18 protein-coding genes are annotated in these 22,374 nt (G+C 69.3%); 10 read left to right on the top strand and 8 right to left on the bottom strand.

The annotated features are described in order from the left end of the window. Positions 1 to 50: 50 nt before the first annotated feature. Positions 51 to 1,562 (bottom strand): aldehyde dehydrogenase family protein, encoded by a 1,512-nt coding sequence (locus SAOR_RS02145; protein WP_123630022.1) that lies wholly within the window; start codon positions 1,560 to 1,562, stop codon positions 51 to 53. Positions 1,563 to 1,943: 381 nt separating this feature from the next. On the opposite strand from SAOR_RS02145, the gene SAOR_RS02140 reads away from it, so the two are divergent. The 4 genes from SAOR_RS02140 to pqqD all read left to right on the top strand — a co-directional run bounded on the left by SAOR_RS02140 (position 1,944) and on the right by pqqD (position 6,145). After that, positions 1,944 to 3,923 carry a sigma-54-dependent Fis family transcriptional regulator gene (locus SAOR_RS02140; protein ID WP_123630021.1) on the top strand — a complete coding sequence of 660 codons (1,980 nt, stop codon included), beginning with the start codon at positions 1,944 to 1,946 and terminating at the stop codon, positions 3,921 to 3,923. 196 nt (positions 3,924 to 4,119) lie between these two features. Then, positions 4,120 to 5,031, top strand: coding sequence for a pyrroloquinoline quinone biosynthesis protein PqqB (gene pqqB / locus SAOR_RS02135; RefSeq protein WP_123630020.1), 912 nt, complete (start codon positions 4,120 to 4,122; stop codon positions 5,029 to 5,031). A gap of 62 nt (positions 5,032 to 5,093) precedes the next feature. Next, complete coding sequence (gene pqqC / locus SAOR_RS02130) at positions 5,094 to 5,852, top strand: pyrroloquinoline-quinone synthase PqqC (RefSeq protein ID WP_123630073.1); 759 nt, start codon at positions 5,094 to 5,096, stop codon at positions 5,850 to 5,852. Further along, positions 5,849 to 6,145 carry a pyrroloquinoline quinone biosynthesis peptide chaperone PqqD gene (gene pqqD, locus SAOR_RS02125; RefSeq protein WP_245965370.1) on the top strand — a complete coding sequence of 99 codons (297 nt, stop codon included), beginning with the start codon at positions 5,849 to 5,851 and terminating at the stop codon, positions 6,143 to 6,145. Before pqqC ends, pqqD begins: the two co-directional genes overlap by 4 nt. A 39-nt stretch (positions 6,146 to 6,184) precedes the next feature. Here the strand turns inward: pqqD and pqqE are convergent, their stop codons facing one another. Continuing rightward, positions 6,185 to 7,339, bottom strand: coding sequence for a pyrroloquinoline quinone biosynthesis protein PqqE (gene pqqE / locus SAOR_RS02120; protein ID WP_123630019.1), 1,155 nt, complete (start codon positions 7,337 to 7,339; stop codon positions 6,185 to 6,187). 65 nt (positions 7,340 to 7,404) lie between these two features. After that, positions 7,405 to 7,611, bottom strand: coding sequence for a pyrroloquinoline quinone precursor peptide PqqA (gene pqqA / locus SAOR_RS16885; RefSeq protein ID WP_221179847.1), 207 nt, complete (start codon positions 7,609 to 7,611; stop codon positions 7,405 to 7,407). 88 nt (positions 7,612 to 7,699) lie between these two features. Here pqqA and SAOR_RS02110 point away from each other — a divergent pair, with 88 nt between their 5' ends. Next, positions 7,700 to 9,169, top strand: a complete 1,470-nt coding sequence (locus tag SAOR_RS02110) for a sensor histidine kinase (protein ID WP_123592082.1) — start codon at positions 7,700 to 7,702, stop codon at positions 9,167 to 9,169. Then, a complete protein-coding gene (locus SAOR_RS02105) occupies positions 9,166 to 10,539 on the top strand; it encodes a sigma-54-dependent transcriptional regulator (protein ID WP_123630018.1) in 1,374 nt (457 codons plus the stop codon). The genes SAOR_RS02110 and SAOR_RS02105 overlap by 4 nt, the downstream gene beginning before the upstream one ends. Here the strand turns inward: SAOR_RS02105 and SAOR_RS02100 are convergent. Both SAOR_RS02100 and SAOR_RS02095 read right to left on the bottom strand, forming a co-directional pair. Continuing rightward, positions 10,536 to 11,564 (bottom strand): 3-oxoacyl-ACP synthase III family protein, encoded by a 1,029-nt coding sequence (locus SAOR_RS02100; RefSeq protein WP_123630017.1) that lies wholly within the window; start codon positions 11,562 to 11,564, stop codon positions 10,536 to 10,538. The two genes, SAOR_RS02105 and SAOR_RS02100, sit on opposite strands and share 4 nt — an antisense overlap. Before the next feature lie 280 nt (positions 11,565 to 11,844). After that, positions 11,845 to 12,243, bottom strand: a complete 399-nt coding sequence (locus SAOR_RS02095; RefSeq protein ID WP_185015519.1) for a rhodanese-like domain-containing protein — start codon at positions 12,241 to 12,243, stop codon at positions 11,845 to 11,847. A 402-nt stretch (positions 12,244 to 12,645) separates the two neighbouring features. Between SAOR_RS02095 and SAOR_RS02090 the strand changes: the two genes are divergently transcribed. From SAOR_RS02090 to fhuB, 3 genes are all read left to right on the top strand, one after another. After that, positions 12,646 to 13,413, top strand: a complete 768-nt coding sequence (locus SAOR_RS02090; protein WP_123590892.1) for an ATP-binding cassette domain-containing protein — start codon at positions 12,646 to 12,648, stop codon at positions 13,411 to 13,413. Positions 13,414 to 13,505: 92 nt separating this feature from the next. Beyond that, positions 13,506 to 14,342, top strand: coding sequence for an ABC transporter substrate-binding protein (locus SAOR_RS02085; protein WP_185015518.1), 837 nt, complete (start codon positions 13,506 to 13,508; stop codon positions 14,340 to 14,342). Next, a complete protein-coding gene (gene fhuB / locus SAOR_RS02080) occupies positions 14,342 to 16,312 on the top strand; it encodes a Fe(3+)-hydroxamate ABC transporter permease FhuB (protein WP_123630014.1) in 1,971 nt (656 codons plus the stop codon). The genes SAOR_RS02085 and fhuB overlap by 1 nt, the downstream gene beginning before the upstream one ends. A 380-nt stretch (positions 16,313 to 16,692) precedes the next feature. On the opposite strand, the gene SAOR_RS02075 is transcribed toward fhuB, so the two are convergent. Continuing rightward, the gene (locus SAOR_RS02075) at positions 16,693 to 18,360 is read right to left on the bottom strand and encodes a multidrug ABC transporter permease/ATP-binding protein (RefSeq protein ID WP_123630013.1); all 1,668 of its coding nucleotides are present in this window, start codon (positions 18,358 to 18,360) and stop codon (positions 16,693 to 16,695) included. A 4-nt stretch (positions 18,361 to 18,364) separates the two neighbouring features. Next, complete coding sequence (gene fhuF / locus SAOR_RS02070; RefSeq protein WP_123630012.1) at positions 18,365 to 19,093, bottom strand: siderophore-iron reductase FhuF; 729 nt, start codon at positions 19,091 to 19,093, stop codon at positions 18,365 to 18,367. A gap of 220 nt (positions 19,094 to 19,313) precedes the next feature. Here fhuF and SAOR_RS02065 point away from each other — a divergent pair, with 220 nt between their 5' ends. Then, positions 19,314 to 20,870, top strand: coding sequence for a flavin-containing monooxygenase (locus tag SAOR_RS02065; RefSeq protein WP_123630072.1), 1,557 nt, complete (start codon positions 19,314 to 19,316; stop codon positions 20,868 to 20,870). A 94-nt stretch (positions 20,871 to 20,964) separates the two neighbouring features. Here the strand turns inward: SAOR_RS02065 and SAOR_RS02060 are convergent, their stop codons facing one another. Beyond that, complete coding sequence (locus tag SAOR_RS02060) at positions 20,965 to 22,233, bottom strand: PQQ-dependent sugar dehydrogenase (protein ID WP_123590886.1); 1,269 nt, start codon at positions 22,231 to 22,233, stop codon at positions 20,965 to 20,967. Positions 22,234 to 22,374: the final 141 nt, after the last annotated feature.

Raw genomic sequence — 22,374 nt, 5'->3', positions numbered from 1 at the left:
CGACGGCAGCCGGCTCGTGACGCATCGCCGCAGCGATGCCGTCGGACCTGCTAGAGCGAGACGGTGACCGTCTTCGTCTCGAGGTAGTTGTCGAGCACCTGGGCGCCCATCTCGCGGCCCCAGCCGGACTGCTTGAAACCGCCGAACGGCAGCGCCGCATCGAAGATGTTGTAGCAGTTGACCCACACGGTGCCGGCGCGCAGCTGGTTGGCCAGCCGGTGCGCTCTGCCGATGTCCTGGGTCCACACACCCGAGGCCAGGCCGAACACGGTGTCGTTCGCGCGCTTGACGAGTTCCTCGTCGAAGTCGGAGAACTTGGTCGCGGTGACGACCGGGCCGAAGATCTCTTCCTGGACCACCTTCATGTCGTCCGAGACGTCGGTGAGTACCGTGGGCTTGACGAAGTAGCCGTCGCCCTCGCCGCGCTCACCGCCGGCCGCGGCCTTGGCGCCCTGGCTCTTGCCGGAGTCCAGGAAGCCGGTCACGCGCTCGAGCTGGGTGCGCGAGACGAGCGGCCCCATCTGGGTCTCCGGATCCATGCCCGGACCGAGCTTGATGTTGCGGGCGAAGTCGGCCATGCCCTCGACCACCTGGTCGTAGATCCGCTCGTGCACGAACAGACGCGAACCGGCCGCGCAGCACTGGCCGTGGTTGAAGAAGATGGCGTTGGCCGCGCCCGGAATCGCCTTGTCCAGATCGGCGTCCTCGAGAATGATGTTCGGCGACTTGCCGCCCAGTTCCAGCGACACCTTCTTGAGGTTGCCCTTGGCGGCGTCGACGATCAGACGGCCGACTTCGGTGGAACCGGTGAAGGCGATCTTGTCCACCTGCGGATGCGCGGCCAGCGGCGCGCCGGCCTCTTCGCCGAAGCCGGTGATGACGTTGACCGCGCCGTCCGGCACGCCGGCTTCCTGCATGAGCTCGGCGAGCTTGAGCCCGGACAGCGGCGTCTCCTCGGCGAGTTTCATGACGATGGTGTTGCCGGTGGCCAGCGCCGGGGCCAGCTTCCACGCAGCCATCAGCAGCGGGAAGTTCCACGGAATGATCTGGCCGCAGACGCCCACGGCCTCGCGGCGGGTGTAGGCGTGCCACTCGGCGCCGGGGGCGTAGGGCACGGTCGGGCTGATCAGTTCGCCGTTGAGCTTGGTCGCCCAGCCGGCCATGTAGCGGAACATCTCCGCGGCCAGCGGGATGTCGGCCGCCCGGGCGATCGAGATCGGCTTGCCGTTGTCCAGGGACTCGAGCTGGGCGAGCTCCTCCTGGTGCTCCATGATCAGATCGCCGATCTTCCAGACGATGCGCTGGCGCTCGGCCGGCGCCATCTTCGTCCACGGGCCGTCGTCGAAGGCCTTGCGGGCGGCCTTCACGGCCTTGTCGACGTCGCTCTTGCCCGACGACTGCGCCTGCGCGATGACCTGGTCGTTGGACGGGTTGTAGACGTCGAAGGTCTCGCCGGATTCACTCGCGACCCACTGGCCGCCGATGAGCATCTTGCGCGGCGTATCGATGAATTGTTTGACGCTGGGATCCAGCGCGACTTCGGATGCAGCTACTGCACACATGGTTGTATCTCCTCCAGTGCATGTTCGCGTACGCCGCCACCGATGCGGTGGCGGCGGCGTGTGTCGAGCACGTGTCCGCCCCTTGCGCGGCGACCGTGCCTGAGCGGGTTCGAAGCAAGGATCAGGCCACGCCCGCTCGCCGTCCTTCGCCCGCTCTGTTCTGTCTTTATCGGCGCTTCGACGATGGCACTGTCACGAATGTGGCGCAACCGTGTTGCATCCGGTGTGGCTTTGCGATGACTGCGCTTGTCCGTTCGCGCCAAAGGTGCTAAAAGCGAAGACGAACAATGACAAGGCCGCGCGAGATGCGGTCGGCTGATTTCATCGGCGATAACAACGAACGGGCGCGGGTGCGAGCCGCGTCACGAGGAGGAGAGCACCATGGCCACCGTAGCGGCGCAGCACGAGGCTGCGGTCTATGCGCGCGCCGGGGGGAGCAACGCGGACGATTTCATCGCGGGTTCCTGGCAGCGCTGTCTCAGCGACTACGGGCTGGACCCGTCCCAGATCGAGCTGGACGTCGTCTCCCGCAGCAAGCTCAGCGAGCATCGCGACGAACTCGGCGAAGTGGTGAGCATCGCGCGCGCCGAAATGGAGAATCTCGCCGCCCAGATCTCCGGCTCCGGCTACGCGCTGCTGTTGACCGATGCCCACGGCCTGATTCTCTACAACCGCGTCGAGCAGGCGCTGCGTTCGAGCTTCCGCGCCGCGGGGCTCTGGGACGGCGCCGACTGGAGCGAGTTGCGCCAGGGCACCAACGGCATCGGCACGTGCATCGTCGAGCATCGGCCGGTGACCGTGCACTGCGCCGATCATTTTGCGGCCCGCCACACCGACCTGAGCTGTTCGGCCGCCCCCATCCGCAATCCGCAGGGCCAGCTGCTGGCGGTGCTGGACGCCTCGTCGGTGCAGTGCGAGGGCACCCGTGCCGGCCAGACGCACACCATGGCGCTGGTCAGCATGTCCGCCCGCCTGATCGAGAAGTGCGTGTTCCTCAACGCCAACCGCGAGCATCTGGTGCTGCGCTTTCACAGCCGGCCCGAGTTCGTCAGTCTCATTCACGACGGCATGATGGCGGTCGGCGCGGACGGGCACATCGTTGCCGCCGACGACAGCGCGGCGTGCCAGCTCGGGCTCGAGACCCGGCAGTCGGTGGTCGGTCTGGACATCGCCGAGGTGTTCGACGTGGACGCCGACATGCTCCACGAGCGCTCCACCGATGGGTCGCATTCGGTCTGGCCGATGCACGAGGTCCAGCGCGGCCGGCGTTACTTCGCCAGCGTGCGAGCCAGCGGTGAGGCCGGCCGTCGGGTCACCGTCGCCCGCAACGACGACTCCGCCCTGCGCGTGAGTGCGGCGCGGCGGCATCAGGCGCGCGGCTTCGCCGATCTGTGCGGCAACGACCCGCGCATGGCCTACAACGTGCGCTGTGCACGGCGGGTGGTGGACCGGCAGGTCCAGATCATGCTGCGCGGCGAGACCGGCACCGGCAAGGAGCTGTTCGCGCGCGCCATACACGACGTCAGCCGGCGCGCGGCCTCGCCGTTCGTCGCGGTCAACTGCGCGGCGATTCCCGAGTCGCTGATCGAGTCCGAGTTGTTCGGCTACAAGGCCGGAGCGTTCACGGGCGCACGGCGCGAAGGCATGCGCGGCAAGATCCTCCAGTCCTCCGGCGGGACGCTGTTTCTCGACGAGATCGGCGACATGCCGACCGAGCTGCAGACGCGCCTGCTGCGGGTACTGGAGGAGCGCGAGGTCGTGCCGCTGGGCAGCGAGACGCCGATCACGGTCGATCTCAACGTGGTCTCGGCCACCCACGCCGATCTCAAGGACATGGTGGCGGCGGGGCGTTTCCGGGAGGACCTCTACTATCGCCTCAACGGCATCACGCTGACGCTGCCGCCGGTACGGGAGCGCGTCGATCGCCAGGCGCTGCTCGGCTCCATTCTGGCCCTGGAGCACGACGGCGACGTCGAGGCGCGCGTGGACGAAGAGGCCCTGGCCGCGCTCACCCGTTATTCCTGGCCGGGCAACATCCGTCAGATGCGCAACGTGCTGCGCACGGCGCTCGCCCTCTGCGAGGATTACATCATCCGCGCGGCCGATCTCCCGCCCGAGATCGTCGAGGGCCCGATGAGCGCCGAGGCGTCCGGCCACGGCGACGACGCCGCGATCGCCGGGGCCGGGGATACCGGGCCGGGCCCGAACCCGCTGGACTCGGCCGAGCGTTCCGCGATCCTGACCGCGCTCGACGACAACCGCTGGAACATCACCAACACGGCGACGCGGCTCGACATGAGTCGCAACACGCTGTATCGGAAGATGAAGAAGCACGGCATTCCGCTGTCCGGTCGCGGCTAGCATGCGCCGCCCGCGTCTCCGGCGCTGCCGTGCCGCGCGACGGGATCGCGCGGCATCATCGGCCGCGATTCGCGCCCGCGGATGCGGCCGCACGGGCGCCGTCAGGCCGACAGGCCACTGACCGCGCAGCACACCACGAAGTGGCACGAGTCCTGCCTGCGGGCAGGACAGCCGCTTCATCGAATCAGGGATCAGCATGTTCGTACGCGTACTCGGCTCCGCGGCCGGCGGCGGGTTTCCGCAGTGGAACACCAACGTCGGTCTCAACCGGGCCTGGCACGAGGGCACGACCCGGGCGAGCCCGCGCACCCAGTCGTCGATCGCGGTCAGCGCCGATGGCCGCCACTGGCTGCTGGTCAATGCCTCGCCGGATGTGCGTCAGCAGATCCTGGATTTCCCGGCGCTGCGGCCGGCCCCGGACACCCGCGGCACCGGCATTGCGGCGATCCTGCTCATGGACAGCCAGATCGACCACACCGCGGGGCTCACGATCCTGCGCGAGGGCGAGCCGTTGACGGTATGGTCCACGCGGCCGGTGTACGAGGACCTGACCACCGGGCTGCCGCTGTTCAACGTGCTGGCCCATTACTGCGGCGTGGACTGGCATGAGATCGATACCGCCGGTGGCGAGTTCACCATGGCCGGCGTGCCCGGGCTGCGCTTCGACACGGTCGAACTCAGCTCGGCGGCGCCGCCGTATTCGCCGCACCGGGGCGATTCGCATCCGGGCGACAACATCGGCCTGATCGTGACCGACGAGACGACCGGCGGGCGGCTGTTCTATGCGCCGGGCCTGGGTGCACCGGACGACGAATTGGCCGCGGTTGCACGCGATGCCGACTGTCTGCTGGTGGACGGGACCTTCTTCACCGAGACCGAGATGATCGACCAGGGTGTGGGCACCAAGACCGCGGCCTCGATGGGCCACCTGCCGCAGTCGGGCGAGCACGGCATGCTGGCCTGGCTCGGCCGGTTTCCGGACACGCGCCGGGTGCTCATCCACATCAACAACACCAACCCCATCCTCGATCCGGACTCGCCCGAACGGGCGACCGTCGAACGCGCGGGGGTGGAGGTCGCCTTCGATGGCATGGAGATTCCGCTATGAACAGGCCTGAAAGCGTGACGGGTGCCGCCGGCGCGGATGAGACCCGCGGCCGGGCGGCCCCGATGGCGCCGGCCGCGGCCGGCACGAGCGCGCCGGCGGCGCCCTGGCCGCGCGACGAGTTCGAGGCGAGATTACGGGCGCTGGGCGCGCGCTATCACATCCATCATCCCTACCACCGGATGATGCACGAAGGCCGCTGCACGAAGGATCAGATTCGTGGCTGGGTGATCAACCGCTATTACTATCAGGTCTGCATCCCGATCAAGGACGCCAACGTGCTCGCCAACTGTCCGGACCCGGCCGTGCGGCGCGAGTGGGTCCAGCGGATCATCGATCACGACGGCGCGCCCGGCGAGACCGGGGGCATTGAAGCCTGGCTGGCGCTGGCCGATGCCTGCGGGCTGGATCGCGAGCGCGTGGCCGCGCTCACCGACGTGCTGCCCGGGGTGCGCTTCGCGGTCGACGCCTACGTCAATTTCGCCCGCCGCGCGAGCTGGCAGGAGGCGGCCTGTTCCTCGCTCACGGAACTGTTCGCGCCCGAGATTCACCAGCAGCGCCTGACCGGCTGGCCCGATCACTACCCGTGGATCGATGACGCCGGCCTGACTTATTTCCGCAAGCGCCTGTCCGAGGCCCGCCGGGACGTCGAGCACGGACTGGCGATCACGCTGGATCACTTCACCACCCGCGCCGATCAGGAGCACGCCCTGTCCATCCTCCAGTTCAAGCTCGACGTGCTCTGGAGCATGCTAGACGCGATGTGGATGGCCTATGTGGCCGACATGCCGCCCTATCACAGCTGCGCGGAGCCGCGACCGTGAACGATCCCGAGACGACCCCGCCGGAGATCCGGCGCGACGCCGTGCCGCGGATCGCGCGCGGCCATCGGCTGCAGTTCGAGCCCGCCCAGGACTGTCACGTGCTGCTCTATCCCGAAGGCATGGTCACCCTCAATCCGAGCGCGGCGGAGATTCTGGGTCGCTGCGACGGCGCGCGCACGGTGGCCGAGCTGTGCGCGGCGCTGTCGGCCGATTTCGGCGGCGCCGCGGTGGACGACGACGTCCATCACTTTCTGCAGCTCGCGCGTTCGCACGGCTGGGTGACGCTGGACTGACGGTCGAGGGCCGTCCGCTGCGGCGCGGACGCCGGTCGATCAGCGCTCGGTCGCGGTACCGTGAATGCGCTTGGAGTTGCGCGGGTTGCGGAACACAATCGGCTGGGACGAGGCCTCGGCCACCGGGCGCTCGTTGGCCCGTTCCACGGCGTCGGTCACGCGGTGGTGGGACGGCGACTTCGCGCACACCGGGTCGGCGGCGTACATGTCGCCGGTGAGCATGTAGGCCTGACAGCGGCAGCCGCCGTAGTCCTTGGTCTTCTCGCTGCAGCTGCGGCAGGGCTCGGCCATCCAGTCGTAGCCGCGGAAGTGGTTGAAGGCGGGCGACTCGCACCAGATCCAGTCCAGGTCGTGCTCACGTACGTCGGGAAACGAGAGTCCCGGCAGCTGGCGTGCGGCGTGGCAGGGGAGGGCGAGCCCGTCCGGAGCGATGGTCAGGAAGATTTCGCCCCAGCCGCTCATGCAGGCCTTGGGCCGTTCCTCGTAATAATCGGGCACGACGAAGTAGAGCTTCATCGCGCCGCCGCGCTCGCGATATTCGGTGGTCACGCGCTCGGCGTGGGCGAGTTGCTCGCGCGTGGGCAGCAGAGCCTCGCGGTTGTGCCAGGCCCAGCCGTAGTACTGGGTGTTGGCCAGTTCCACGTAGTCGGCGTCCAACGCCTCGGCCATGGCGATGATCTCCTCGATATCGTCGATGTTCTTCCGGTGCAGGACGATGTTGAGGACCATGGGATAGCCCTGACTCTTGATCGCGCGGGCCATCTCCTTCTTCTGCTCGAAGCTGTCGGTGCCGCCGAGGAAGTTGTTGAGCTCGGCGTTGCTGGCCTGGAAGCTGATCTGGATGTGGTCGAGCCCGGCCTCAGCCAGGCGCGCGGCGCGGTCGGCGTCCATGCCCACGCCCGAGGTGATCAGATTGGAGTAGAAACCTAGGCGCCGGCCCTCGGCCACGATCTCTTCCAGATCGCGCCGCACCAGCGGCTCGCCGCCGGACAGGCCGAGCTGGGCCGCGCCCATCGCGCGGGCCTGGCCCAGCACGCGGATCCAGTCCGCGGTGTCCATCTCCCGGCCGATCTGCGCCAGTTCGGTGGGGTTGCTGCAGTACGGGCACTGCAGCGGGCAGGCGTAGGTGAGCTCGGCCAGCAGCCAGAGCGGTCGTGCCGTCGTCTCGCCGTCGTGTCGTGTGGGGAATTCCATGGGTTTGCCGGCTATGGAAACAAAAGAGGGGGCGCGCGGCCCCCTCCCTCGTCGGCCACCGCGTGCTAGCGGTTGCTGACGTACATCGTGATTTCGAATCCAAGACGCATGTCATGCGCCGTCGGGGTCGTCCACTGTTTCATGCCGATCTCCTCTGATTGTGTGGAATGGCACACGAAATAATGCATCGTCCATGCCAGGCATGGCTTTGTCATGTTTTTTTCTAAATCGCTGATTTGCATACGTTGTATTCCGGTTTCGTTCAGCGACATTGGCGTTGGCCGGTGAGTGGCCAGGAGAGTGGCTGAAACTGGCCGCCCGAATGGCCAATAGTGGCCAGCGGCGGTGCCGGCGCGGCGCATGGAGACAGCGCCCGTCCGCGTCTCTAGACTCGGCGGCATGTCGAACGCGCACAGTCTGTCGCTCAAGAGCCTGATCCGGCGCTATCAGTTCGCGCTGCTGCTGATTCTGGCGGCGGCCGCCGGCGTCGGCGGGCTGTGGGCCAATCTGTGGCAGTCGGGGTACCAGGCCTCGCTGCGGCTCAACGGGCTGCTGGTGGAGGCGCAGGCCGTGCGTGGCGATCTCTACCGCCAGATCCGTGCGATCGACGAGGTCCGCGCCCGCGGGCCGCGCGAGGATTACTGGCAGCGTCTCTACCGCATCGACGAGCATTTCTATCGCATGCGCGGCTATGCCGAGACCGCCGACGAACAGGCGAGCATAGCCCGCATGGAAGCCGCCTACGGCCTGATTCTGGCCGCCATGAACCGCGTGGTGACCAACCCAGGCAGTGCCGCCGCGGCGGACGCGCCGATCGACCAATGGAGCACCGGCGACTTCGAGGCGGCCTACAACGCCCTGACCGCCGAAGTCGCGGCCGAGCGCGACAGGCTCTCCGAGCGGCTGGGGCTGTGGAATCGGTTGGCGCCATGGCTGGCCTGGCTGCCGCTGGTGTTCGGCCTGGCCCTGGCCGTGTGGCTCAACCGGCGTTTCGTCCGAGATTTTCTCCAACCGCTGCAGCGACTGCTCGACGGAACCGGCGAACTGGCGCGCGGGGATCTGTCCCACCGGCTGAACGCGCAGGGCGTGACCGAGCTGCGCCGGCTGGCCGAAACCGTCAACGGCATGGCCGCGGAGTTGGAGGCCAACCGGCGTGCGCTGGTCGAGCGCGAGCGCCAGGCTGCACTCGGCGCGCTGGTCCCGGTCATCGCGCACAATATCCGCAATCCGCTCGCCGGCATCCGCGCCAACGCGCAGATGCTCGACCGTGAGGCCGACACCGACGAGGTGGTCGAGACCGGCGCCGACATCATCGATGCCGCCGACCGCCTCGAACGCTGGCTCGATGCGCTGCTGGCCTATCTGCACCCGCTCAAGCTGGACCGGCGCGATCACGTCTTCGACGATATCGTCGACGGGGCCGTCGCCGCGCTGGGCGGCCGGCTGGCCGCGGCCGGCCTCACGCTCGATCGCGAGCGCGGCGCTGCAGCCCGCGTGGCCGTGGACGGGCCGCTGCTGGAACAGGCCCTGCACGGGCTGCTCGCCAACGCCCTCGAGGCGTCGCCGCCGGAGACCACGCTCCGGGTGGCCACGCGCGCGACCGACGCCCAGGTCGAGCTCGTCATCGACGACGCCGGCCCGGGCATGGCGGTGGCCCCGGACCCCGAGGCGAGGGCCCCGCTGCCCACGACCAAGCGCCGCGGCACCGGGCTCGGCATCCCGTTCGCCTACAAGGTCATCCACGGGCACGGGGGCAGCCTGGACTACAGTGCGGCGCCGGACGGGGGCACGCGCGTCTGTTGTCGCCTGCCCCGGGAGACGATCGCATGAACGCCCCGCATATTCTCCTGCTCGAGGACGAGCGCGCCCTGGCCCGCGCCATCGACCGCCGCCTGCGTCGCGACGGCTATACGGTGGCGGCCTGCGAGAATCTGGCCAACGCCCGCCTGGCCGCGCAGCGCCGGCCGCCGGAGCTCGCCGTGCTCGATCTGCGCCTGCCGGACGGCCACGGTCTGGAATTCCTCGAGTGGCTGCGCGCCGAGATCGGGCCGGTGCCCGCGCTGGTGATGACCGCCTTCGGCGAACTGGACGACGCCATCGGGGCCATGCGCCTGGGCGCGGTGGATTTCCTCAAGAAGCCGCTGGACCTGGACGCGCTTGAACGCATCGTCAGCGACGCCCTGCATCGGGATAGTCCCGCGACCCGGACCGAGGCCGCGGCCGGCGACGCCACGGGCGCGCCCGTGATCATCGGCGACAGCCCCGCGGTGCGCACGCTGCGCCGGGAGATCGAGCGCATCGCCGCCCTCGGGCGCGGCTCGGCGCCGCCGAACGTGCTCGTGACCGGCGAGACCGGCACCGGCAAGGATCTCGCCGCGCGGGTGCTGCATGCGGGCTCGCCGCGCGCCGAGGCGCCGTTCGTGCAGGTCGACTGCGCGGCGCTGCCGCGGGACCTGATCGAGGCCGAGCTGTTCGGGCACGAAAAGGGCGCGTTCACCAACGCCCATCGGGCGCGCCGCGGCCTGCTCGCCGCCGCCGGCGCGGGCAGTGCCTTTCTCAACGAGATCGGCGAGCTGCCGCTGGGGCTGCAGGCCAAGCTGCTGACCGCGCTGGAGTCGCGAACCATGCGCGAGATCGGCAGCGACACCGAGCGCGCGATCGAGGCCTGGTTCATCGCGGCCACCAATCGTGACATCGAGCAGATGATGGCCGCTGGCGACTTCCGTCAGGATCTCTACTATCGCCTCAACGTGCTGACCCTCGCCCTGCCGCCGCTGCGCGAACGCGGCGAGGACGTGCTCGAGCTGGCCCGGTATTTCGTCGACGAAACCGCGGCACGCTATGAGCGCGATCCGCCGAGGCTCACCGAGGCCGCATGCGTGGCGCTTATCGACCACGACTGGCCGGGCAACGTGCGCGAGCTGCGTCACGTCATCGAACGGGCCGTGCTGGTCCATGCCGACACCCGGCTCGAGGCCGGGCATCTGCGCCTGCGTCCGAGGCGGGCGACGACCGAGACGGTATCGGCAGAGGCGGCCGGCGAACGCGCGCCCGGCAGCGACGGCACCCTGGCCGGCAACGAGCAGGCGCTGATCGAGCGCACGCTCGCCGAGACCGGCGACAACATCTCGGAGGCGGCCCGCCGCCTCGGCCTGAGCCGCGGCGCCCTGCGCTATCGGCTGGACAAGTACGGGCTCTAGCGCTGGAAGTCCGTCGGCAGGCGCACGATGGTCGCGCCCCAGGACAGGCCGACGCCGAAGCCGGCCAGCAGCAGGCGATCCCCCGGGCCGATGCGGCCCTCGGTGACCGCGCGCTTGAGCGCGATCGGCACGCTGCAGGAGACGGTGTTGCCGATGTCCTCCATGCACACGATGAAGCGCTCCGGCGGCAGGCCCAGCTTCTTGCGCACGCCGTTGAGCACGGTGGCGCTGGCCTGGTGGGGTATGACGGCGTCGATCTGGTCCAGCGACAGGCCGGCGCGCTCGCAGAGCGTCAGAATGGACTTCGGCACCTCGCGCAGCGTGAATTCGATCACCGCGCGGCCGTTCATGTAGATGTGATGATCGCTGCGGGTGTTGCCGTGGCGATCGGTGTATTCCTCGGCGCTGTGGTTGTAGGGCTGCTTGCGCATGCCGCTGGTGGGCACGATCAGATCGTCCGCGCCCGAGCCGTCGGTGCCGTAGACGAAGGGGCCGATGGTCTCGTCGTCGCCGCGGTTGCTCATCAGCGTGGCCGCGGCCGCGTCGCCGAACAGCGCGCGCACGCTCTTGTCGCCCGGATGGACGAACTTGCTGTAGGTATCGGCAGTGATCAGCAGCAGCCGGCTCGCCTGGCCGGTCTCGAGCAACGCCTTGGCCACGCCCAGCGCGTAGATGTAGCCCGAGCAGCCGAGGTTGATGTCCAGCGCGCCGACGTGACGGCCCAGGCCGAGCCGGTCCTGGATCAGGCAGGCGGTGGTCGGGGCCAGATAGTCCGGCGTCTGGGTGCAGAAGATCAGATAGTCGATCTCGCCCGGATCGGTGCCGGTGCGTTCGAACAGCTGGCGGGCCGCGATCACGCCGAAGTCGGAGGCGCATTCATCCTCGGCGGCGACGTGGCGGGCGCGGATGCCGGTCTTCTCGGCGATCTTCTCCAGCGGCCAGTTGGGAAAGCGTGCGGCGATCTCCTCGATCGATTCGGTGCGCGCCGGCAGCATGTATTCGATGGCGTCGATGACGGCGGGCATCAGCTCCAGTCCTTTTCCGGCGGCAGACGGGTCAACGCGGCTCTCCCTGAACTTTCGGTCGCCGCCCGGCCTCGGGCGGTGCACCCGCGGCGCGGGTCAAGCGACAATATCGGTATCGAGACCGCCAGCGTCAACGTTGCGGCGCGATGGCGGGGCCCGCGCGGCGGCCGTGAATCGGCGTGAACACGTATTGACATGCGGCTGGCGGCGATTCGGGCGCGGGGCGCATCCGACCGTCGGCGAACGCCAGTACGGGCCACGCGTGCGCCCACTGCGCGGCTCAGCGCGCGGATGGGTCGCGCCGTTCGGGCCGTTCCACCGGATAGCCGGCACGACGCCAGTCGCCATAGCCGACGGCCAGGGCCCGCACCCGGGCGTAGCCGTTGGCCCGGAGTGCGGCCGCCGCCCGGGCCGCGCGTGCGCCGGCCGCGCAGTAGGTCACGATCAGGGCGTCCGCGGTCACCGTCAGGCGCGGGTCGGAGACGAGCTCGTCGACCGGCCGATGCACCGATCCCGCGATATGGCCGTCGCGCCATTCGAACGTCTGGCGCACGTCCACGAAGCGCGCGCCCGCGCGATAGGCGCGGTAGGCGCCGGCAAGGGAAACGGCGGTGGAGTCGTCGTCGGGTGGCGCCTTTGCGCCGTCGATCAGTGATCGGGTCCAGTGCAGAATCGACATCCCGTCTCCTTGCCGCTCGCGATCGCAGCAGCTTAAGCGCGGCGGGCGACGAGTGCGAGCCGCTGCGTTCGGTACCTGCATAAGCCACCGATACGCAAGACGATATCGGATGTCGTCCGTTTCGGCGGGGTGGGCGACGCCGCCGAAACGCGCGGGCGCCGCCGACCGGCCGGTTGCCCGGCGGGGTTCCATGTCTCGCATGCCGGCGTGCGGGGGCGCACACTGCGGGTCGGATACCGTCGGAGTGTGGCCTGCAGTGCGGTTGTCAGGCACCGCGAGCGCGGTCTCACGCGGCGCCTGCCGAAGCGCCGCTCTTTTTGATACGCATTCGTATTCAGTTTATTCTCGTGGCGCGCTCCCCGCCGCCGGACGGCGTTCGCGGCGGGCGCCCTGGAGAAGCCCATGTTCGAACTCAACGCCTGCCGCTTCGAGGTCAACGGCCACTGTCTGCTGGAGGCCGACGATCTGAGTTTCCGCGAGGGCCTGGTCTACGGCCTGATCGGCCACAACGGCTCGGGCAAGTCGACGCTGCTCAAGCTGCTCGCGCGCCAGCAGTGCGCCAGCTGCGGCGAGGTCTGTCTCAACGGCCGGTCGGTGCAGGCCTGGGGCGATCGCGAGTTCGCGCGCAACGTGGCCTATCTGCCCCAGCATCTGCCCGGTGCGACCAGCCTGACGGTGCGCGAACTGGTCGCCTTCGGGCGCTATCCCTGGCGCGGTCTGCTCGGGCGCATGACCGCCGAAGACCGGGGCCAGGTCGATCGCGCGCTCGATCTGACGCACACGGCCACGCTCGCCGAGCGCATGGTCGACACGCTCTCCGGCGGCGAGAAGCAGCGCGTCTGGCTGGCGATGCTGTTGGCGCAGGGCAGCCGTTTCCTGCTGCTCGACGAGCCGCTGTCGGCGCTGGACATCGCGCATCAGGTCGACACGCTGGCGCTGATCCGCGAGCTCGCCGGTTCGCTGGGGCTGGGCGTGATCATCGTGCTGCACGACGTGAACATGGTCTCGCGCTACTGCGATCAGCTCGTGGCCCTGCGCGGCGGCCGTCTGCTGGCCCGGGGCACGCCGCACGAACTCATGCGGGACACGACGCTCGAGGCCATCTACGGCATCCGCATGAGCGTGATGGCCCACCCCGCGGACAACCACCCCATCGCCGTCGTCCAGTGACGCGACGGGCAGGCGCTCGCAGCGCCGCCGGGCGGCGGCGCGCGTGGACTTCGGGCTGGCTCGTCGGGCTGGCCCTGTTTTTTTGCGGCGCCGTGGCGGCCGCGACCGACGGCGGGGACCGCCCGCGGGTGGCCGCGATCGACTGGGGGCAGGCGCAGACGCTGATCGCGCTCGGCGCGCCGCCGGTGGCCATGGCCCAGATCGATGCCTATCAGGACTGGGTGGGCGTGCCGCCGGTGCCCGACTCGGTGCGCGAACTCGGCCTGCGGGTGCAGCCGAACATGGAGCTGATGTCGCAGCTGGATCTCGACTTGATCACGATCACGCCGATGTATGCCAGTTCGCGCGCGCGGCTCGAGGCGATCGCTCCGGTGGAGACAATCGACGTCTACTACCACGAGGGCAGCGCCTGGGATAACACCGTCGAGTCGACCCGCCGCCTGGGGGCGCTGGTCGGTCGCGCGGACGCGGCCGAGCGGCTGGTGGCGGACACGCGTCGGACCGTCGAGACGGCGGCCGAACGTGTCCCGGCCGAGGCGCCGCGGCTGCTGGTGGTGCAGTTCATGGACGCGCGTCACGTGCGCGTCTACGGCGAGGGCAGCCTGCTCGACGACGTGATGACGCGCATGGGTCTCGACAATGCCTGGACCGGCTCGACCACCTTCTGGGGCTTTGCGCTCGTCTCGCTCGAGCGGCTGGCCGAGGTTGACGACGCGCGCATGGCCGTGCTCGATCCGATGCCGGTCGGCGTGGCCGAGGAGATCGATGGCAGCGTGCTCTGGAACCATCTGCCGGCCGTGAGGCAGGGGCCGGTGCTGGACCTGCCGGCGGTATGGAGTTTCGGCGGGCTGCCCTCGGCGGCGCGCTTTGCGCGGGCGCTCGCCGACGCGCTGAGCGCGCCGCAGGTGGCCGGGACGCCCGACTCCTGATGCCGCGGCCCGCGCTCACCCCCGGCCGGCTGTGCGGCCTGTTCGCCGTCGTGCTCGCGGTGCTCGCGGTGTTGACGCTGCGCGAGAGCGCGCCGGCGGGTCTGGCCGCGCTCTGGGCGCCCGGGGAATCGCTGTCCGGCATTCTCGCCCGCCACGTCTGGCTGCCGCGGCTGGCGGCGTCGCTGCTCGGCGGTGCGGGGCTGGCCCTGGCCGGCGTGCTCATGCAGCAGACGCTGCGCAACCCGCTGGCCGCGCCGACCACGCTCGGCGTGGTCAGCGGCGTGCATCTGTTCCTGCTGCTTGGCACGCTTTTCGCGCCCGCGCTCATGTTGCACGCCCGCGGCGTGGTCGGGTTCGTCGGCGGCGCCGCGGCGATGGGGCTGGTGTTCCTGCTGGCCTGGCGACGATCGCTGGCGCCGACGGTCGTGGTGCTCGCCGGGCTGGTGGTCAACCTCTATCTCGGCTCGCTCGCGGTCGTGCTGCTGCTGTTCAACCAGGAAGCCCTGCGCGGCATGATGATCTGGGGCGCCGGTTCACTGGCCCAGAACAACTGGGGCGGCGTGGGCTATCTGCTGCCGCGGCTGCTGATCGGCGGCGTCGCCGCGGCCGCCCTGGCGCGCGCCCTGGCCCTGCTGGATCTGGATGACACCAACGCCCGCAATCTGGGCGTGTCGCTGGCCTGGCTGCGCGCGGCGAGCCTGGGCGTGGCCGTGTTCACCAGCACGGCGGTGGTCGTGGAGCTGGGCGTCATCGGCTTCATCGGGCTGGCGGCGCCGTCGATCGTGCGCCTGGCCGGCGCGCGCCGATTGCTGGCGCGGCTGGTCTGGGCGCCGGTGCTCGGCGCCCTGCTGCTGGCGGTCACCGACCAGCTGCTCCAGCTGTGGACTGCGGACGGCGCGGCGTTGATCCCGACCGGGGCGACCACCGCGGCGCTGGGTGCGCCGCTGCTGCTGTGGCTGATCCCGCGTTTGAACATGCATCGCGAGGCGCCGACCGCGGTCGCCGGCGCACCGGCGCCGCGCCGTTCCGCCACGGGTGGACTGCTGCTCGGCCTGCTGGCGGCGATGGCGGCCATGGTGGTAGTGGCGCTGCTCGTCGGTCAGGGCGTGCACGGTTGGAGCTGGCCGTTCGAGCTGCCCTGGGCCGAGACCGGGGCGTGGCGGGTCGCACGGGTGCTCGCTGCGGGCGCGGCCGGGGTGATGCTGGCGGTGGCCGGCACCATCGTGCAGCGCGTCTCGGCCAACCCCATGGCGAGTCCCGAAGTGCTGGGCATCAGCGCCGGCACCGCCATCGGTGTGCTCGGTCTGGTGCTGGTCTGGCCGACGGCCGGCACGCCCGCGATGCTGGGCGCCGGGGTGGTCGGGGCGCTGCTCACGCTGGCGCTGCTGGTCGCACTCAACGCCCGCAGCGGCTTCGAGCCGGAGCGCGTGCTGCTGACCGGCATCAGCGTGCTGTTTCTGTTCGACGCCATCTCCAAGATCGTGCTCGCCGGCAGCGACCCGCGCACCCAGCAGCTGCTGGCCTGGATGTCGGGGACCACCTATTACGTCGATCTGTCGCTGGCGCTGACCGTGTCGGTGCTCGCCGCGCTGCTGCTCCTGGTGGTCCGGCCGCTGGTGGTGTGGCTGGATCTGCTGCCGCTGGGCGCGCCCACGGCGCGCGCGCTCGGGGTCAACGTCACCTGGAGCCGCCTGATCCTGCTCCTGGTCATGGCGGTGCTGACCGCCGGAGCGACGCTGGTGGTCGGCCCACTCAGCTTTGTCGGCCTGCTGGCGCCGCACATGGCCCGTCTGCTCGGACTGGCCCGGGCGCGCGAGCAGTTCGTCGGTGCGGCGCTGCTCGGCGGGCTGCTGATGATCGCCGCCGACTGGCTCGGCCGCATGCTGCTGTTTCCCAATGAAATACCGGCCGGGCTGGTGGCCACGCTGGTCGGCGGCAGCTATTTCATGTGGCGACTCCGGCGGCTCTAGCCGGGCATTGAGACGCATACCGCGCGGGGCGGTGAACGATCCGGTATCGGCCGCGGGTGCCGCCGACCGCGCCGCCGCGTCGGACGGCTAGGGCCTTTTGACGTTTCGTACGCGTCCGCGCCAAACGCTGTTGTGCGGCAAGACGAGGCTTAGTAGCGCGCCATGCAGTCATTCTGCACAAGCACGCTAGAACGCTGGATTGCCGTCGTATCGCTGATTTTCCGGGCGTTTGTTCCGATGGGTCGGGCCGCCCATGAAAAACGACCAGGGGGCCGGCGTTGCGGGCCTGGGTCGTGACACGCCCAGAGCCGGCGGTTCGCGCCTTGCCGGACAGGATGTGCGGTCGGAAACAGAGCGCTCGCAGGACACGTCAACAGACTCTAGCGTTCGCCGGTCCGGGCCACGGCATCCGCACTCGCCGCGCGGCGCATCTCGCCGGTCAGCTCGGTCAGCCGGCCGGCGCGCATCTCGAGCAGGCGGTCGGCGTGCTCGAAATAGCTGTCGTCGTGGCTGATGGCGAAGACCGTGTGCCCGCGTTCGCGGAAGATCGGCAGCAGGTCGCGGTAGAACACGCGGCGAAAGCCCGGGTCCTGATCGGCCGCCCATTCGTCGAGCAGCAGCACGTCGCGCGATTCCGCCAGTGCCAGCATCAGGGCCAGACGCTTGCGCTGGCCCTGGGACAGCGCCGTATCGGCGATGCGGGCATCGGCGTCGACACTCAGCTTGGCGTCCAGCCCGAGGCGGTGTCGCCAGTCGTCGACGAATGCCGCATCGGCCGGATTGCCGGCGCCGTCCAGCAGCGTGTCGAACAGGTGGAAGTCGGTGAACACGGCCGTGAACAGGCGGCGATAGGCGCCGCGATCGGCTTCGGCGACCGGCCGGCCGTCGACCCGGATGGTGCCGCCGGTGCCGCCGGTGGGGCGGTAGAGCCCGGTCAGCAGCCGGGCCAGCGTGGTCTTGCCGCTGCCGTTGCCGCCGATGAGAAAGATCAGCTCGCCGCGTTCGATCGTGAGGTCGATGGGGCCGATGCCGAAGCCGTCCTCGCGGTCGTAGGCGAAGGTCACGCCGCGGAGCTCGATGGTCTGCCAGTCGGTGTCGAGCGGCGCCGGGGTGTCGAAGGCGGGGTCGTGCTCGGCCAGAGACAGGGTCGCGAGCTTGTCGAAGGCGACCTGGGCGTTGATCAGCGTCGGCAGGGCGCCGATCGCCTGGATCATGGGCGTGCGCAGGAACAGGATCGTCAGGGCATAGGTCGCCGCCACCGAGGTGCTCGCCCAGCCCAGGCCGTTGGCCAGGAAGAACACCACCCCGATGGCGCCCAGCATCATGATGTTCGCCCAGTTGTTCGCACTCAGATGAAAGGTGTCCGAGCGCACGATGTGGTGCCGATAGCGCCGGGCGTTGGCGCGGAAGACGTCCTCGAAGACCCGGCGGGCGCGCGCCCGGTTCAGGCCCAGCTCCTTGCGGCCGTCGATCACGGTCTCGTAGTCGCGGTAGAGGGCGTCCTCGGCCTCGCGCACGTGATGCAGGTGGTGATAGACCCGCGCCACCAGCCAGGCGCCGACCGCCATGGTCAGGCCGATCCAGAGCGCGGTGACGACCAGGATCGAGGGCGACAGCCAGGCCAGATAGGCGATGCTGGCGACCGTCAGGATGGTGCCCTGGACCAGCTCCGGCAGGCGCACGAAGGCGATGGTGACGTTGCGGATGTCCGCCGACAGGCTCGCCAGCAGCGAGGCGCTGCCCAGGGCCTCGATGCGCTCGATGTCGGTGTCGAGAATGCGCTTGACCAGGCGCGTGCGCAGGTCGAGCACAAAGCGGTGGCCCAGCCAGGTCAGCCCCAGCTGGGCGGCCAGCGATACCGCCAGCAGCAGCGCGATCAGGCCGAAGAACTGGGGCAGGGCGCTCAGCGCGTGGTCGCCGGTCTCGATCAGGCGGGCGTTGATGAAGGCGATCACGCCGATACCGAGCGCCGCGCTGGCGATACTCGCGGCCATGACGGCGATGAACGCCGCGCGGTAGTCGCGCAGCACGAGGCGGAGCAGGGTCATCGGATCAGCCGTGGGTGCCGGTCGCGAGCGTGATCGCCCGCGGGCAGTTCGCGCACAGCCCCCATTGTGCATCCAGGTCGCGCACGCAGCACAGGCGGCGGCAGTGGCTCACGGGTTCGCCCTCGCCGTCGCGCGCGCCGGGCGGTACGCGCTTGTAGGGGGCGTGGAGGATGTTGCGGTGCCCGTTGCGCCGCCGTACCTCCATCAGCTTCTCGGCCCGGGCCAGGCGCGGCGCCGGCACCCGAGCCTGGGCGCGCAGCTGGCCGAGCGCCCATTCGAAGTAGATCGAGGCGTTGCTGGCGAAGATCCGCGGCGCCAGCCCCGAGCGCTCGTGCAGCGTGGCGATCACCGGCGCGAAGGCGTCGTCGAGCAGGCCGTCGAAATCGTCGCCGGGTGCCGCGCGCGGGCTTACGCCGCTGAAATGCTGCGGCAATCCGTCGGCGTCGAAGGCGATGCGCAGCCGCTCCAGATCGACGTCGAGCGCGCGGTCGGTGGCGAGCTGGACCACGGTGACGGCGATACCCAGCCGGCTGAAGAAATACTTCGACCACTGGGAGGCGGTCGCGCGGCGTTCGCGACAGCCGGCGGATGCGGCGTAGCGATCCAGGAGCGCGTCGATATGGTCCGACTCGCGCAACTGGCCGCCGTCGAGCACGATCGGCGCCGCGGGCAGGCGGGCGACGAGCGCGTCGGCGAACCCTGTCAACAGGCCCTGGAAATGCTCGGCGTACATGCGTGCGCGCCTAGAACGGCGGCGTCGAACGAGGCGGCCGGGGCGCGTCCGTGCGGCGTGAGATGATGAGAATCATTATCAATACGGTAACCCGCGACTGCTGGCGGCGCCAGTCGTTTAATGTGACATCGTGTCTTGTCAGAAATAATGAAACTTGGTATTTTCAGATCCGCCGGGGCCCGAGACCGGCCGATCCATTCGACCAACGGTGGCACGCATCATGGGCGTCTCCTCCCTGCTTTCACGCTTCAATCCGCTGTCGACCGACACCACGATCGACACCGACATGAACGTCGTCATCATCGGCGCCGGTTTCTCCGGCCTCGGCATGGCCATCCGCCTCAAGGAGGCCGGCCTCGACGACTTCACTCTCCTCGAGCGCGCGGACGACGTCGGCGGCACCTGGCGGGACAACCATTATCCGGGTGCGGCCTGCGACGTCGCCTCGCATCTGTATTCGTTCTCCTTCGAGCAGAACCCGAACTGGTCGCGTGCCTTCGGCCGGCAGCCGGAGATCTTCGACTACATCCGCCGCTGCACGGAGAAATACGACCTGCGTCGCTACATCCGCTTCAACACGGCCGTGGTCTCGGCGACGTTCGACGAGCACAGCGGCATCTGGACGGTGACCACCGCCGACGGCGACACCCTGACCGCGAACTTCGTGATCTCCGCGGTCGGCGCGCTCGCCGATCCGGCCTATCCGCGCATCGCCGGCCTGGACGGCTTCCGCGGCAAGCTGATGCATACCGCACAGTGGGACGACGACTACGACCTCGCCGGCAAGCGCGTGGCGGTGATCGGCTCGGGCGCCAGCGCGATCCAGGTGGTGCCGGAGATCGCAGGCCAAGCCGCGCAGCTGACCGTGTTCCAGCGCACGCCGAGCTGGATCATGCCCAAGCCGGACCGGCCGATTCCGGATTCGGAACAGGAAAAATACAGCGAATCGCCGCTGAAGCTGCGTGCACGCCGGCTGCGGATCTACTGGCTCAACGAATTGTTCGCGCCGTTCATCATCTCGGATGTCGGGCTGTTCAAGAAGCAGGCCGAGGCGATCGCCCGGCGCCACATCCGCAAGCAGGTCGCCGACCCGGCCATGCGCCGGCGGGTCACACCGGACTATCAGATCGGCTGCAAGCGCATTCTCATCTCCAACGACTGGTATCCGGCTCTGCAGCAGGACAACGTCGAGCTGATCGGCGACGGGCCCGAGCGCATCACCGAGCACGGGATCGTCACCCGCGACGGCCGCGAGATCGAGGTCGACGCGATCGTCTGCGCGACCGGCTTCCGGGTGCCGAGCACGGCCTCGCCCTTCGAGGTGACCGGCCGCAGCGGCGTCGATCTCAACCGCGTCTGGGCCGACGGCGCGGAGGCCTACAAGGGCGTGACGGTGTCGGGCTTTCCCAACCTGTTCTTCCTGATGGGGCCAAACACCGGGCCGAGCCATACCTCGGTGCTGGCCTTCACCGAGCAGCAGATGGACTATGCCCTGCAGGCCATCGCGCACGTCGCGCGCCGCGGGCTGAAGTTCGTCGACGTCAAGCAGCGGGTGCAGGATCGATTCAACCGCGGCATCCAGTGGCGGATGAAACACACGTCCTGGACCTCGGGTTGCAACAGCTGGTATCTCACCGACTCCGGCAAGAACACCACGCTCTATCCCGGCTTCAACTGGGAGTATCGCCTGCGGCTGTGGCGCTTCGCCCCGGGGGACTACGAGGAGGTCGGTCGCGACGCTTCGGCGGGCCGAGGGCATTCGGCGCGAGCGGCGTAGTCCGACATTTCGCCGGCGGTCCGGAAGATGGCGCACGAAAAAAGGCCGGCACCGCACGTGCCGGCCTTTTGCATTCGCGCGCGTGGGCGCGCGCTCAGTCGCCGCCGTGGGTCACACGGAAGATCGTGCTGCCCTGATCGTCGCTGATATAGAGCGCGCCGTCGGCGGAGGTCGCCAGGCCGGCCGGGCGATGCTCGGCGCTGCCGGGCGAGCGGATCGTGTCCGATCCGGTGAAGCCTTTCGCCTCGGCGAACGTACGATGGTCGTCTGCCGGCTTGCCGTTCTCGAACGGCAGATAGACTACGCGATAGCCCGCCTGCGGGCTCGGTGCCCGGTTCCAGGAGCCGTGGAAGGCGATGAACGCGCCGCCGCGATAGTCCTTCGGGAAGGCGTCGCCGCTGTAGAACGCGATGTCCATCGGCGCCCAGTGCGCGGGGAAGGTGGCGATGGGATCCTTGAACTGGTCGCAGCGGCCGACCTTCTCGCCGTCGCCGCCGTATTCCGGCCCGAGCACCTTCTTGTCCTGATCCGGATCGTAGTAGCAGTAGGGCCAGCCGAAGTCGTCGCCCTCGGAAACGGCGAACATCTCCTCGGCCGGCAGGTGTGCGCTCTGCTTCTGGGTGAATTCATCCGGCCAGTTCGAGTGCAGCTGGTCGCGGCCGTGCTGCACGCCGTAGAGCTGGCCGTCGTGGAAGGCGAGCGCGAACATGTTGCGCAGACCGGTGGCGAAGCGCGCATCCGGCGAGAATTCCTGGCCCGTCTCGGTGGCCGAGAACTGCCAGATGCCGCCGTGATTCTCCAGCAGCGGACAGGGGTCCTGACCCTTGGAGCCCGGCGAGCGATCCTCTTCCTGACAGGCGTTGGACGGCGCGCCGTTGTTGACGTAGATCATGTCGTCGTCGCCGACCGCCAGGCCGCGGGCGGCGTGCGAGTCCTGCTCCGGCATGCCGGTCACGAGGTGTTCCGGTTCGCCTTCCGGGGTGAGCGAATCGCCCAGTCGGTAGCGGTAGATGTCGGTCACTGTCGCGGCATAGAGCCAGCCATCATGGATGGCCAGCCCGGTGCCGCCGCCCTTGCCGAAGGTCGCGCGCTCGTCGGCCTTGCCGTCGTCGTTGCTGTCGCGCAGCGCCATCAGGCCGCCGTCGTCGCCCTCGCTGGCGAGATTGACGTAGACCGTGCCGTTGTCGGCGACGGCTAGATGACGCGGCTGGTGGGCGTCGGTGGCGAACTCGGTGGCGCAGAAGCCGTCGGGCAGGTCCAGCCCGGCGGTGTCGCAGGATTGGGCCAGCGCCGCCGGGGCGGCCAGTACGCCGCCGGCCATGGCGGCCGAGCCGGCGAGGAGTCTGAGAATAGTGGGTCGCATAATCATATTGCGGGTTAGGGAATATGCAGCGGTTGTAGCAGTTCCCCCGGGACGAAGCAAAGACGTTACGGAAAAACGATAAAACAACCGTTGAAACGTGTCGCGCCGTGCCCATCGTTCTGGACAGGCAACAAGGCCCAT

This window comes from Salinisphaera orenii subsp. orenii MK-B5 (assembly GCF_003788635.1).
In the GTDB taxonomy this organism is placed as follows: Bacteria; Pseudomonadota; Gammaproteobacteria; order Nevskiales; family Salinisphaeraceae; genus Salinisphaera; species Salinisphaera orenii.
The sequence above is the reverse complement of the archived record's forward strand: the minus strand, read 5'-3'. Positions and strand labels throughout refer to the sequence as shown.

Coding starts and splice junctions, on each gene's coding strand:
- pqqC (WP_123630073.1), top strand. CDS start 5,094: ATGGCGCCGGCCGCGGCCGGCACGAGCGCGCCGGCGGCGCCCTGGCCG.
- pqqA (WP_221179847.1), bottom strand. CDS start 7,611: ATGTCGCTGAACGAAACCGGAATACAACGTATGCAAATCAGCGATTTA.
- pqqB (WP_123630020.1), top strand. CDS start 4,120: ATGTTCGTACGCGTACTCGGCTCCGCGGCCGGCGGCGGGTTTCCGCAG.
- SAOR_RS02095 (WP_185015519.1), bottom strand. CDS start 12,243: ATGTCGATTCTGCACTGGACCCGATCACTGATCGACGGCGCAAAGGCG.
- SAOR_RS02100 (WP_123630017.1), bottom strand. CDS start 11,564: ATGCCCGCCGTCATCGACGCCATCGAATACATGCTGCCGGCGCGCACC.
- SAOR_RS02090 (WP_123590892.1), top strand. CDS start 12,646: ATGTTCGAACTCAACGCCTGCCGCTTCGAGGTCAACGGCCACTGTCTG.
- fhuB (WP_123630014.1), top strand. CDS start 14,342: ATGCCGCGGCCCGCGCTCACCCCCGGCCGGCTGTGCGGCCTGTTCGCC.
- SAOR_RS02075 (WP_123630013.1), bottom strand. CDS start 18,360: ATGACCCTGCTCCGCCTCGTGCTGCGCGACTACCGCGCGGCGTTCATC.
- SAOR_RS02145 (WP_123630022.1), bottom strand. CDS start 1,562: ATGTGTGCAGTAGCTGCATCCGAAGTCGCGCTGGATCCCAGCGTCAAA.
- SAOR_RS02065 (WP_123630072.1), top strand. CDS start 19,314: ATGGGCGTCTCCTCCCTGCTTTCACGCTTCAATCCGCTGTCGACCGAC.
- SAOR_RS02105 (WP_123630018.1), top strand. CDS start 9,166: ATGAACGCCCCGCATATTCTCCTGCTCGAGGACGAGCGCGCCCTGGCC.
- SAOR_RS02140 (WP_123630021.1), top strand. CDS start 1,944: ATGGCCACCGTAGCGGCGCAGCACGAGGCTGCGGTCTATGCGCGCGCC.
- SAOR_RS02110 (WP_123592082.1), top strand. CDS start 7,700: ATGGAGACAGCGCCCGTCCGCGTCTCTAGACTCGGCGGCATGTCGAAC.
- SAOR_RS02060 (WP_123590886.1), bottom strand. CDS start 22,233: ATGCGACCCACTATTCTCAGACTCCTCGCCGGCTCGGCCGCCATGGCC.
- fhuF (WP_123630012.1), bottom strand. CDS start 19,093: ATGTACGCCGAGCATTTCCAGGGCCTGTTGACAGGGTTCGCCGACGCG.
- pqqE (WP_123630019.1), bottom strand. CDS start 7,339: ATGGAATTCCCCACACGACACGACGGCGAGACGACGGCACGACCGCTC.